This is a genomic window from Streptomyces sp. NPDC050658 (genome assembly GCF_044457025.1).
Classification (GTDB): Bacteria; Actinomycetota; Actinomycetes; order Streptomycetales; family Streptomycetaceae; genus Streptomyces.
In genome coordinates this window covers 1094867-1107272 of sequence record NZ_JBITGM010000001.1, presented here as the reverse complement: position 1 = coordinate 1107272, position 12406 = coordinate 1094867, and the positions used below count along the sequence as shown (strand labels likewise).

General features: G+C 68.2%; 10 protein-coding genes and 2 tRNA genes. 7 read left to right on the top strand and 5 right to left on the bottom strand.

Annotation, left to right across the window (positions count from 1 at the left end; all coding sequences use genetic code 11):
- Positions 1–501: 501 nt before the first annotated feature.
- Positions 502–696: a hypothetical protein gene (locus ACIBKX_RS04980; protein WP_055570088.1), complete on the top strand. Its 195-nt coding sequence runs from the start codon at positions 502–504 to the stop codon at positions 694–696.
- A 51-nt stretch (positions 697–747) separates the two neighbouring features.
- Here ACIBKX_RS04980 and ACIBKX_RS04975 read toward each other — a convergent pair.
- Positions 748–821, bottom strand: a tRNA-Gly gene (locus ACIBKX_RS04975).
- Between the two features lie 159 nt (positions 822–980).
- Here ACIBKX_RS04975 and ACIBKX_RS04970 point away from each other — a divergent pair.
- From ACIBKX_RS04970 to clpX, 5 genes are all read left to right on the top strand, one after another.
- A tRNA-Pro gene (locus tag ACIBKX_RS04970) sits at positions 981–1057 on the top strand.
- Positions 1058–1262: 205 nt separating this feature from the next.
- Complete coding sequence (tig, locus tag ACIBKX_RS04965; RefSeq protein WP_363273305.1) at positions 1263–2654, top strand: trigger factor; 1392 nt, start codon at positions 1263–1265, stop codon at positions 2652–2654.
- Positions 2655–2942: 288 nt separating this feature from the next.
- Positions 2943–3548, top strand: a complete 606-nt coding sequence (locus tag ACIBKX_RS04960; RefSeq protein ID WP_363273445.1) for an ATP-dependent Clp protease proteolytic subunit — start codon at positions 2943–2945, stop codon at positions 3546–3548.
- A 63-nt stretch (positions 3549–3611) separates the two neighbouring features.
- Positions 3612–4292, top strand: coding sequence for an ATP-dependent Clp protease proteolytic subunit (locus tag ACIBKX_RS04955; RefSeq protein WP_363273306.1), 681 nt, complete (start codon positions 3612–3614; stop codon positions 4290–4292).
- Positions 4293–4470: 178 nt separating this feature from the next.
- The gene (clpX, locus tag ACIBKX_RS04950) at positions 4471–5757 is read left to right on the top strand and encodes an ATP-dependent Clp protease ATP-binding subunit ClpX (protein ID WP_160505024.1); all 1287 of its coding nucleotides are present in this window, start codon (positions 4471–4473) and stop codon (positions 5755–5757) included.
- Positions 5758–5877: 120 nt separating this feature from the next.
- Here the strand turns inward: clpX and ACIBKX_RS04945 are convergent, their stop codons facing one another.
- The 3 genes from ACIBKX_RS04945 to ACIBKX_RS04935 form a co-directional block, all read right to left on the bottom strand.
- The gene (locus tag ACIBKX_RS04945) at positions 5878–6798 is read right to left on the bottom strand and encodes a hypothetical protein (protein ID WP_363273307.1); all 921 of its coding nucleotides are present in this window, start codon (positions 6796–6798) and stop codon (positions 5878–5880) included.
- A gap of 47 nt (positions 6799–6845) precedes the next feature.
- Entirely contained in the window at positions 6846–7847 is a 1002-nt protein-coding gene (locus ACIBKX_RS04940) for a hypothetical protein (protein ID WP_363273308.1), read from the bottom strand.
- 100 nt (positions 7848–7947) lie between these two features.
- Positions 7948–8883, bottom strand: a complete 936-nt coding sequence (locus tag ACIBKX_RS04935) for a hypothetical protein (RefSeq protein ID WP_363273309.1) — start codon at positions 8881–8883, stop codon at positions 7948–7950.
- Between the two features lie 136 nt (positions 8884–9019).
- Here ACIBKX_RS04935 and ACIBKX_RS04930 point away from each other — a divergent pair, with 136 nt between their 5' ends.
- The gene (locus tag ACIBKX_RS04930; RefSeq protein WP_363273310.1) at positions 9020–11644 is read left to right on the top strand and encodes a valine--tRNA ligase; all 2625 of its coding nucleotides are present in this window, start codon (positions 9020–9022) and stop codon (positions 11642–11644) included.
- 64 nt (positions 11645–11708) lie between these two features.
- On the opposite strand, the gene ACIBKX_RS04925 is transcribed toward ACIBKX_RS04930, so the two are convergent.
- Positions 11709–12281, bottom strand: coding sequence for a hypothetical protein (locus ACIBKX_RS04925; protein WP_363273311.1), 573 nt, complete (start codon positions 12279–12281; stop codon positions 11709–11711).
- Positions 12282–12406: the final 125 nt, after the last annotated feature.

Here is a 12406-nt window from a genome sequence, read left to right as displayed (position 1 = left end):
ATGGCTAATACGGTCGGATGCGGTCCGAGTACCCCTGGAATCACTGAAGTCGACATGGCGATTCAGCTCCTTGAGCCCCTTCCGAAGTCCTGTCGATGGCCGTCCGTATGTCCCGAACGTCACAACTCATCCCGCTTAAACGGCGCATAACGCCCGCAGGCGACTCTGGTGAAATGTCCGATTGATTGGGGCGTCATGGCGCCACATGTGTGGGCCCGGCGACAATTCGAATTTCCCGCGAACAACTTGTGTGGCGATGGAAACGATCAAGCCTAAATAGCGGACACGCGCGGGGCTCGAATTGCCGTGTGGGGGAGCCCTGTTCATGCGCCCCATGGGCGCCCCCCGGCCGCCGGTGCCGCGCCGGGCACGTGTGGCGTTGGCCGACGATGTGTCACCGGCCGCATACGGAAGGCGCGTTGGTGGCACGATGGTTCTGGCGGGGGTGTGCGGGGTCGTACCCCCCGGGCCGGGGAGAGACCGACCTAGGGTGTGATCAGTGTGGCCATTTCGCTGTCAGTGGTGTTGCTGTTGGCGATCATCCTTGTGGTGCTGATCCGCGGAGGATCGCTCAAGGCGGGGCCCGCGATCGTCGCGGTGCTCTTCGGGTTCTTCCTCGCCTCAACCGGAATGGCGCCGTCCATAAACCGCTTCCTGAACGAAGTGGCGGAGACGATCAACTCGATCAGCTTCTGAGGCCCGTACAGACGACTCAGGCCCGGTTCGGGTGAACCGGGCCTGAGGGTGTGGAGCGGGTGACGGGAATCGAACCCGCGTAGCTAGTTTGGAAGACTAGGGCTCTACCATTGAGCTACACCCGCACAGCTCGCGCCGCGGGAATCGCTGGTCAGCGACCGCGGCACGGCAAGCATCGTAGCGGGTCGGAGGACCTTCCCGCACACCCCGTACGGACTCGCGTGTGCTCGCGGCCGAGCGGGGGCCGCACTGCCTGCGGGCATGTACCCTACGTGTCGCACCGACGGGGTGTGGCGCAGCTTGGTAGCGCGTCCGCTTTGGGAGCGGAAGGCCGTGGGTTCAAATCCCGCCACCCCGACCACCAGGTCCCACCAGGTCCGACCAGCAGGATCGCGCCGGATCCGCCTGGTGACCGTCCGTCGCCGCCCCGGTGATCAGCCGCATGATCGGCCTCTCAAGATCGCATTGTGGGTCGGCTCCCGCTTGCCGTTACTATGCAAGCTGTGTGCCCGTGTGTCTCTGAGCCGGGCAGAATCCCAAGAAGTCAGCCCCAAGGAGACCGAACCGTGAAGAGCGCCGTGGAGACCCTGAACCCGACTCGGGTTCGGCTCACTGTTGAGGTGCCCTTCGAGGAGCTCAAGGACAGCCTCGACGCGGCGTACAAGAAGATCAACCAGCAGGTCACGGTGAAGGGCTTCCGCAAGGGCAAGATCCCGGCCCGCGTCATCGACCAGCGGTTCGGCCGCGGCGCCGTCCTCGAAGAGGCCGTCAACGACGCGCTCCCGAAGTTCTACACCGAAGCGGTCAACGAGGCCGAGCTCAACGTCCTGGGCCAGCCCGAGGTGGACATCACCGAGCTGAAGGACAACGAGACCCTCAACTTCACCGCTGAGGTCGACATCCGTCCGGCCATCGAGATCCCGGACTACTCCGGCATCGAGGTCGAGGTCGACGCGGTCGAGGTCAGCGACGAGGACGTCGAGAAGGCCGTCGAGGAGCTCCGTGAGCGCTTCGCGTCCACCTCGCCGGTCGAGCGTGCCGCCGAGGACGGCGACGTCGTGACGATCGACCTGGAGGCCAAGGTCGAGGGCGAGGTCCTGGAGGACGGCGTCGCGTCCGGCGTCTCCTACACGATCGGCTCCGGCGAGCTCCTCGAGGGCATCGACGACGCCGTGAAGGGCCTGGAGGCCGGTGGCGAGGCCACCTTCACCTCCGAGCTCAAGGGCGGCTCGGCGGCCGGCAAGGAGTCCGAGGTCACCGTCAAGGTCACCCAGGTCGCCAAGCGTGAACTGCCGTCCCTGGACGACGACTTCGCGCAGCTCGCCTCCGAGTTCGACACGCTGGACGAGCTCAAGGCGGACAGCCGCAAGCGCCTCGAGAACATGAAGCAGTACGACCAGGCCACGCAGGCCCAGGAGCGCGTCCTGGAGAAGCTGCTCGAGCTGGTCGAGGTCCCGGTCCCCGAGAAGCTCCTCGCGGACGAGATCGAGACCCGCAAGCACAACCTGGTGAACCACCAGCTCGGCCAGATGGGCCTCGACCTCGCGAAGTACCTGGAGATCCAGGGCAAGACCGAGGAAGAGTTCGACGCCGAGACCAAGGAGCAGGCCGAGAAGGGCATCAAGACGCAGTTCGTCCTCGACGAGCTCGTCAACAAGGAGAAGCTGAACGTGAACCAGGAGGAGCTCACCGAGCACCTCATGCGTCGCGCGCAGTCCTCCGGCATGTCCCCCGACCAGTTCGCCCAGGCCGTCGTCGAGGGCGGCCAGGTCCCGATGCTGGTCGGCGAGGTCGCCCGCGGCAAGGCCCTCGCGGTCGTCGTCGAGGCGGCGACGGTCAAGGACACCAACGGCGAGGTCGTGGACCTCGACGACGAGGACGAGACGGAGGCTGCCGCGGAGGTCGCCGCCGACGCCACCGAGTCCGAGGCCCCGGCCGAGGAGAAGACCGAGGCGTGACCGCTGCGCTCGGCTGAAGCATGAAGGGCCCCCGGGAGGAATTCCTCCCGGGGGCCCTTTGCGCCCCTTACGGGGCGGCGCCCAGACCCTGCGCTCACAGCGAACAGCTACGGATGCGGGATTCCCCGGACGGGGCTGAGCGTTAGGGTCCATGAATACGAGGGCAGGGGAGTCTCCGCGAGCCGCCGGGCACGGCACAGGCTGTACCGGGGGCCCCAGGCCTACGCAGAAGACGTGAGACGGCCCGGCGCCGTCGTAAGACGAGCAGGTGGATACGTGACGAATCTGATGCCCTCCGCCGCCGGCGAGCCTTCCATCGGTGGCGGCCTCGGCGACCAGGTCTACAACCGGCTGCTTGGCGAGCGGATCATCTTCCTCGGCCAGCCGGTCGACGACGACATTGCCAACAAGATCACCGCACAGTTGCTGCTCCTTGCCGCAGAGCCGGACAAGGACATCTTCCTGTACATCAACAGCCCTGGTGGATCCATCACGGCCGGCATGGCGATCTACGACACCATGCAGTACATCCAGAACGACGTGGTGACGATCGCGATGGGCATGGCGGCCTCCATGGGCCAGTTCCTGCTCAGCGCCGGCACGCCCGGCAAGCGCTTCGCGCTGCCGAACGCCGAGATCCTGATCCACCAGCCCTCCGCCGGCCTCGCGGGTTCCGCCTCGGACATCAAGATCCACGCCGAGCGGCTGCTTCTCACGAAGAAGAAGATGGCCGAGCTCACCGCGTTCCACACGGGTCAGACCGTCGAGCAGATCACGCACGACTCGGACCGTGACCGCTGGTTCGACCCCGAAGAGGCCAAGGCGTACGGCCTCATCGACGACATCATGCCCACCGCGGCCGGTATGCCGGGCGGTGGCGGCACCGGAGCCTGAGCCACCCGCTCAGCGCCCCGCAGCAGCCGACCACAGCCCACGCTCCTCAGGAGACCTACAGAGATGAACAACTTCCCCGGCAGCGGCCTCTACGAGCGCACCAAGGCCGAGTACACGGGCCCGAGCGCCGAGTCCCGCTACGTCATCCCGCGCTTCGTCGAGCGCACCTCGCAGGGCGTGCGCGAGTACGACCCGTACGCGAAGCTCTTCGAGGAGCGCGTCATCTTCCTCGGCGTGCAGATCGACGACGCCTCCGCCAACGACGTCATGGCGCAGCTCCTGTGCCTGGAGTCGATGGACCCGGACCGCGACATCTCGGTCTACATCAACAGCCCGGGTGGTTCCTTCACCGCCCTCACGGCCATCTACGACACGATGCAGTTCGTGAAGCCCGACGTGCAGACCGTCTGCATGGGCCAGGCCGCGTCCGCCGCCGCCGTGCTCCTCGCGGCCGGTACGCCGGGCAAGCGCATGGCGCTCCCGAACGCCCGCGTCCTGATCCACCAGCCGTACAGCGAGACCGGCCGCGGCCAGGTCTCCGACCTGGAGATCGCCGCCAACGAGATCCTCCGGATGCGTGCGCAGCTGGAGGAGATGCTGGCCAAGCACTCCACGACGCCGATCGAGAAGATCCGCGACGACATCGAGCGCGACAAGATCCTCACTGCCGAGGACGCGCTGTCGTACGGCCTGATCGACCAGATCATCTCCACCCGGAAGATGAACAACTCCTCGGTCGTCTGACGCAGAGCTGTAGCATCTGCCGCTCCTTGGCATGGTTCGCGAACCGATCCCGATCGGTTCACGTCAAAGCGAACCGTGCCAAGGGGGGCCCGAACGGGGGGCCCGGCAAGGTACCGTCGGATATGAGGCACCAGGAGCCGCTGAACGTGGCGTCTCCCAGGCGAAGGGGAAGCACCTCGTGGCACGCATCGGTGACGGCGGCGATCTGCTCAAGTGCTCGTTCTGCGGGAAGAGTCAGAAGCAGGTCAAGAAGCTCATCGCAGGCCCCGGTGTGTACATCTGCGATGAGTGCATCGACCTCTGTAACGAGATCATCGAGGAAGAGCTCGCGGAGACGAGCGAGGTGCGGTGGGAGGAACTCCCCAAGCCTCGCGAGATCTACGAATTCCTCGAGGGGTACGTCGTGGGCCAGGAGCCCGCGAAGAAGGCCCTCTCGGTAGCGGTGTACAACCACTACAAGCGGGTCCAGGCCGGCGAGACCGGCGGGGCGCAGGGACGGGACGACGCGATCGAACTCGCCAAGTCCAACATCCTGTTGCTCGGTCCGACCGGCTCCGGAAAGACGCTCCTCGCGCAGACGCTCGCGCGCATGCTGAACGTTCCGTTCGCCATCGCCGACGCGACGGCGCTGACGGAGGCGGGCTATGTCGGCGAGGACGTCGAGAACATCCTGCTGAAGCTGATCCAGGCCGCTGACTACGACGTCAAGAAGGCCGAGACCGGCATCATCTACATCGACGAGATCGACAAGGTCGCCCGCAAGAGCGAGAACCCGTCGATCACGCGCGATGTCAGCGGTGAGGGCGTCCAGCAGGCCCTCCTGAAGATCCTGGAAGGGACGACGGCCTCGGTTCCCCCGCAGGGCGGCCGCAAGCACCCGCACCAGGAGTTCATCCAGATCGACACGACGAACGTGCTCTTCATCGTGGGCGGCGCCTTCGCCGGCCTCGAGAAGATCATCGAGTCTCGGGCGGGCGCGAAGGGCATCGGCTTCGGCGCCACGATCCACTCCAAGCGCGAGCTCCAGGAGAAGGACCGGTTCGAGGACATCATGCCGGAGGACCTGGTGAAGTTCGGGATGATCCCCGAGTTCATCGGCCGCCTCCCCGTGATCACCTCGGTCCACAACCTGGACCGCGAGGCCCTGCTCCAGATTCTCGTCGAGCCGCGCAACGCGCTGGTGAAGCAGTACCAGCGGCTGTTCGAACTCGACGGCGTGGAGCTGGACTTCGAGCGTGAGGCGCTGGAGGCCATCGCCGATCAGGCGATCCTGCGGCAGACCGGCGCGCGTGGTCTGCGCGCCATCATGGAGGAGGTCCTCCAGTCGGTGATGTACGAGGTGCCGTCCCGCAAGGACGTGGCCCGCGTCGTCATCACGGCGGACGTCGTCCACTCGAACGTGAACCCGACGCTGGTGCCGCGCGACGCGCGGGGCCCGGGCGCGGGCGAGCAGAAGTCCGCGTAGCGGATCACTGTTACGTACGAGCTGTTACGTACCAGCTGTTACGTACGCGGAAGGGGCGCCCGGCGATCGAATCGCCGGGCGCCCCTTCCGCTTGAGCGGTGAACGCCCTTGCCGTGTCGGCTACTTGACCTCGACGCGGACGTCGGAGCGGAGCTTGGCGGCCAGGTCGGCGACGTCCTCCAGCGGGATGCCGGTGCCCTTGGCGGTCGCCGCGGTGTCCGAGTGGACGACGTACACGACCGTGCTGTGGTCACCCCAGATGCAGATGGGCGTCTTGAAGCTGTTGGGGACGCCCATGTCGTCCTCGCCGGTCTCGCCCATCTTGAACTCGGCTTCCTGGCACTTCATCACGCCGTTCTCGAAGCCGTCGGGCGTGAACTCCTCGGGGCTGCCGACGAGTTTGGTGCTGCCGGTCTCCCCGGCGCTGTCGTCGGCCTTCTTCTTCATCTTGGCGAACATGTGGTCGACGACCGCCTCCGGGTCGTCGATCTCGCCGTACACGCCCGAGTAGTTGACGCTCTTCATGGTGGCGCCCTCGCCGGCGTTGTACGCGGCGTGGGCGTCCTTGGCGTTCTTGACGCCCTGCTTCTCCAGGTCCTTCAGCTCGGTCGACGACATGCCGCCGGCGCTGCCGCCCGAGTCGTCCTTCTTGTACTCGCCGCCGATGACCGTCGCGGGCGTCGTCAGCTCGTACGTCTTCCCGTCGTCGGCGACGTCACCGCTGCCGCCGCCCGCGGTGAACCACCACACGCCGCCGCCTATCGCGACCAGCGCGACCACGGCACCGATGATGAGGCCCGTCTTCTTGCCGCCACCGCCGCCCTGCGGAGGCGGCGGCACCTGCCCGTACGGCGGCTGCTGGCCGTAAGGGGCCTGCGGCTGCTGCCCGTAGGGCCCCGGCTGCTGAGGCTGGCCGTAGCCGGCCTGCTGCGGGGCCTGCTGCGGGTATCCGTACCCCGGCTGCGGCGCCTGCGGCTGCTGCCCGTAGGGACCGGGCTGCTGCGGCTGCTGGCCGTACGGACCAGGCTGGTTGTAACTCATGCGTGGGTTCCCCTCCACGTATTCGATGTGACCCCGAAGGAGTGCCGTCAGAGCTTGACGCGGACTTCCCCGCGGAACTTGGCCGTCGTGCCGGCGGCCGCGTCGAGGTCGGCGGCCTTGCCGCCCATCGCGCTCGCCATGTCCGTGGTGATCACGATGCCGAGCGTGCTGTTGTCGCCCCAGATGCAGGTCGCCATCGACATGTTGCTCGGACCCGCGCTGCTCCCGCCCGAGGACGAGCCGCCGAGGTCCAGCTTCATCTCCTGGCACTTCAGGACCGCGCCGTCGAGACCGGCGGGGCTGTACGACTTGGGGGTGCCGACCAGCGTCATCGACTCGCCGGTGCTGCCGCTGCCGCCCTCGTTGGCGTTCTTCTCCGCCTCGGCGAACATCGCGTCGACGACCTTCTCCGGGTCGGCGATGTCGCCGTACACGCCGTTGAACTGAAGGATCTTCTGCGCCAGCGGGTTGTCCTCGCTGCCCGACTGGTACTGGGCCGCGACGTCCTTGGCGTTCTTCACGCCGTTCTTCTCGGCCTCTTGGATGTCGCTGGAGGACATGCCGTCTTCGGTGGCGCCCTCCTTCTTCTTGTACTCCGTGAGGACGGTCGCCGGCGTGATCAGCTTGTGCGGGCCGTCGTCCTTGACGCCGCCGCCGTTGCCGCCGTCGGCCACGGACGAGCCGCCGCCCTTCTTGCCGCCGTCCTTGTCGTCGCCGCCGGCGAAGACGAAGTAGCCGCCGACCGCCGCGGCTATGACCACGGCCACCGCGCCGATGATGAGGCCGGTCTTCTTGCCGCCGCCCTGCGGGGGCGGGGGCGGCGGGACCTGGCCGTAAGGGGGCTGCGGCTGCTGCTGGCCGTACGGGCCCGGCTGCTGCGGCTGGCTGTAGCCGCCCTGCTGGGGGGCCTGCTGGGGGTAGCCGTAGCCGGGCTGGGGGGCCGGGGGCTGCTGGCCGTAGGGACCCGGCTGCTGGGGCTGCCCGCCGCCGTACGGTCCGGGCTGCTGGGGCTGCTGGCCGCCGTACGGACCCGGCTGGTTGTAGCTCATTCTTGATTCCCTCCGTGCTTATGCGTACCCGACATCCTGACGGAAGCAGCCCCGGCCTTGGCGACCGGGGCTGCTGAGCGCTGGACGGCTGTGCCGGGCGTCAGGACTTGACGCGGACTTCCTTGCGCAACTTGGTCGTCGTGTCGGCGGCGTCGTCGAGCGAGGGGCTCTTGCCGGTGATGGCGGTCGCCATCTCGACCGGGATCACGATGCCGATGGTGCTCTTGTCGCCCCAGATGCAGACCGGCATCCGGATCTCCTTGGGACCGGAGGCCGCGTCACCCGTCGAGGAGTCGTTCTTGATGACCGTCTCCTGGCACTTGACGACCGCGCCGTCCGCGTCGAAGCTCTTCGGGCTGCCGGTCAGTTCACCCATCTCGTTGTCGTCCTCGGACGACTTCTCCTTCATCTTGGCGAACATCCCGTCGACGACCTTCGAGGGGTCCTCGATCTCTCCGTAGACGCCCATGAACTTGAGCATCTTCCCGGAGAGCGGGTTGCTCTCGTCGCCCGACTGGTACTCGGCGTCCACCGGGGTGCCGTTCTTGACGCCGTCCTTCTCCGCGTCCTTCATGTCCTCGTCGGTGAAGCCCTCGTCGGTCGACGCCTTCTTCTTGTACTCGGACAGCACCGTCTCCGGAGTGACCAGCTTGTGCGCGCCGTCGTCGGCGACCGCCGAGTTGCCGCCCGAGGAGTCCTTGCCCGCCGTGAACCACCACACGCCGCCGCCGATCGCCACCAGCGCCACGATCGCGCCGACGATGAGACCGGTCTTCTTGCCGCCGCCACCCGCGGGCGGCGGCGGAGGCGGAACCTGCCCGTAGGGGGCCTGCGGCTGCTGCCCGTACGGCCCCGGCTGCTGCGGCTGGCTGTAGCCGCCCTGCTGCGGGGGGACACCCTGCGGGGCCTGCTGGGGGTAGCCGTAGCCGGGCTGCGGGTTCTGCGGCTGCTGGCCGTAGGGACCCGGCTGCTGGCCGTACGGTCCGGGCTGCTGGGGCTGCTGCCCGCCGTACGGGCCCGGCTGGTTGTAGCTCATTGCGTGGGTTCCCCTCGAACGCTTATGTGTTCCCGACATCCTCTACCGGGACGCAGGCCTCGTGGGTCATCGGACCGCAACCGTTACTGAAGAATCCGGTTTCGGGACGGGCCCGTGACACCCCTAAACTGAGCCCGTGACCGATAACGCTCAGCAGCAGCATCCAGCGCCCACCACCGAACTGCCGACCCAGTACGCGCCGGCCGAGGTAGAGGGGACGCTGTACGAGCGCTGGGTAGAACGGGGTTACTTCGCGGCGGACGAGAAGAGCGAGAAGCCGCCGTACACCGTCGTCATCCCCCCGCCGAACGTCACGGGCGCGCTGCACCTGGGCCACGCCTTCGAGCACACGCTGATCGACGCCCTCACCCGCCGCAAGCGCATGCAGGGCCACGAGACGCTCTGGCAGCCCGGCATGGACCACGCGGGCATCGCCACGCAGAACGTGGTCGAGCGCGAGCTGGCCAAGGAGGGCAAGTCCCGCCACGACCTGGGCCGCGAGGCGTTCATCGAGCGCGTCTGGCAGTGGAAGGGCGAGTCCGGCGGCCAGATCTCCGGCCAGATGCGCCGCCTCGGCGACGGCGTCGACTGGGACCGTGAGCGCTTCACCATGGACGAGGGCCTCTCGCAGGCCGTCCAGACGATCTTCAAGAAGCTGTACGACGACGAGCTGATCTACCGCGCCGAGCGCATCATCAACTGGTGCCCGCGCTGTCTGACGGCCATCTCGGACATCGAGGTCGAGTACCAGGACGACGACGGCGAGCTGGTCTCGCTGAAGTACGGCGACGGGGACGAGACCGTCGTGGTCGCCACGACCCGCGCCGAGACGATGCTCGGCGACACCGCCATCGCCGTCCACCCGGACGACGAGCGGTACAAGCACCTCGTCGGCAAGCTCATCAAGCTGCCGCTGACCGACCGCTCCATCCCGGTCGTCGCGGACGAGCACGTCGACCCCGAGTTCGGCACGGGCTGCGTCAAGGTCACCCCGGCGCACGACCCGAACGACTTCGAGATCGGCCAGCGCCACAACCTGCCGAACATCGCGGTCATGGACGAGCACGCCGTGATCATCACCCCCGGTCCCTTCCAGGGCCTGGACCGCCTGGAGGCCCGCTCCGCGATCGTCGGCGCGCTGCGCGCCGAGGGCCGCATCGTCGCCGAGAAGCGCCCGTACTCCCACTCGGTCGGCCACTGCTCGCGCTGCAAGACCACCATCGAGCCGCGCCTCTCCATGCAGTGGTGGGTCAAGGTCGGCCCGCTCGCCAAGGCCGCCGGTGACGCGGTCCGCGACGGCCGGGTCAAGATCCACCCGCAGGAGATGGAGAAGCGCTACTTCGACTGGGTCGACAACCTCCACGACTGGTGCATCTCGCGCCAGCTGTGGTGGGGCCACCGCATCCCGGTCTGGTACGGGCCGAACGGCGAGGTCGTCTGCGTCGGTCCCGACGACGAGGCCCCCACCGGCGAGGGCTGGACGCAGGACAACGACGTGCTCGACACGTGGTTCTCCTCCGGCCTGTGGCCGTTCTCCACGATGGGCTGGCCCGAGCAGACCGAGAGCCTCGAGAAGTTCTATCCGAACTCGGTCCTGGTCACCGGCTACGACATCCTCTTCTTCTGGGTCGCCCGGATGATGATGTTCGGCCTGTACGCGATGGACGGCACCCCGCCGTTCCACACGATCGTGCTGCACGGCATGGTCCGCGACCAGTTCGGCAAGAAGATGTCGAAGTCCTTCGGCAACGCGGTCAACCCGCTGGACTGGATGGACAAGTACGGCTCGGACGCCCTGCGCTTCACGCTGGCCCGCGGCGCCAACCCCGGTACGGACGTGCCGATCGGCGAGGACTGGGTCCAGGGTTCGCGGAACTTCGCGAACAAGATCTGGAACGCCACGCGGTTCGCGATGATGAACGGCGCGACGATCGAGGGCGAGCTGCCCCCGGCCGAGCAGCTGTCCGCCACCGACCGCTGGGTCCTGTCCCGGCTGAACGCGACGGTCGCCGAAGTCGACGCGCTCTACGACGACTTCCAGTTCGCCAAGCTGTCGGACGCCCTGTTCCACTTCGCGTGGGACGAGGTCTTCGACTGGTACGTCGAGCTGTCCAAGACCACGTTCATGGGCGGCGGCGAGGCGGCCAAGGTCTCGGCGCGCGTCCTGGGCGAGGTCCTCGACGTCACGCTGCGCCTGCTCCACCCGATCGTCCCGTTCGTCACGGAGACGCTCTGGACGGCGCTCACCGGCCGCGAGTCGGTCGTCATCGCCGAGTGGCCGGCCGACAGCGGCTTCCGCGACGCCGTCGCCGAGCGGGAGATCGAGACGCTCCAGCAGGTCATCACGGAGGTCCGCCGCTTCCGCGCCGACCAGGGCCTGCAGCCGGGCCAGAAGGTCCCGGCCCGGCTCACCCTGGACGGCACGGCGCTCGCCCCGCACGAGGCCGCCATCCGCCAGCTGCTGCGCCTCCAGCCGGAGGGCGACGCCTTCACGGCGACGGCGACGCTGCCGGTCTCGGGCGCCACGGTCGCCCTCGACCTGTCCGGCACGATCGACGTGGCCGCCGAACGCAAGCGCCTGGCCAAGGACTTGGCCGCCGCCGAGAAGGAGAAGGCGCAGGCCACGGCGAAGCTCGGCAACGAGGCGTTCCTCGCGAAGGCGCCGGACAACGTGGTCGACAAGATCCGCGGCCGCCTCTCCAAGGCGGACGCCGACATCGCCCGACTGCAGGCACAGCTGGACGGTCTGCCGCAGGCGTGACGCGCTGACCTGACGGCGAAGGCCCCCGGAACCCTGTGGTTCCGGGGGCCTTCGCCGTCAGGTCCTACGCCGTACGCAGTCCGAGCCGCACCAGCTCCGCCTCCGCGAGCGCGTCGAGGATCTCGGGGTCGCCGTCGCGCCAGCCCTCGGCGAGGCTGCCCGCGCTGGCCTCGTCGAGCTCGGCCGCGGTGCGTGCGACCTCGTCGAGGGGGCGCAGCAGGGCGCGCAGGGCGAGCAGTTCGCGGCCGTCGTCGGAGGCGGCCAGCTCGCGGGCGGCGGCGGCCTGCCGCATCCAGCGCAGGCGCCGGGGGAGCCAGCTGTTCAGTACGAGTCCGACGGGTACGAGGAAGACGGCGACGGCGCCCGCGATCACCGCGGCGCGGACGATCACCGGGTCCCCGGTGTCGGCGGCGTCCGCCACGCCGCGCAGCGCGGAGTCGACGCGGTGGCCGACCAGGGGCAGCCGGGACGGGGCGCCGAGGGGCGGGGCGGGGGCCTCCTGCGCGGGGCGGGTCAGCAGGGAGGCCAGCCGGTACGCGAGGACGGCGGCGCCGGTCCACAGCGCGGTCCAGAGCAGGATCGCGCCGTCGCCGAGGAGCTGACGGGTCCGCCGGCCGGGATTCTGGGCATACCACATGGTCCGATTTGACCCCCGGTGCGCGGAACGCGGGGGCTGCCGCGCCGGATCATGGACTCCGCGTGCGCCAAATCACCTAATTCATGACTTAAGTCCGATGATTCGGACCGAAGGGCCTTGGATGA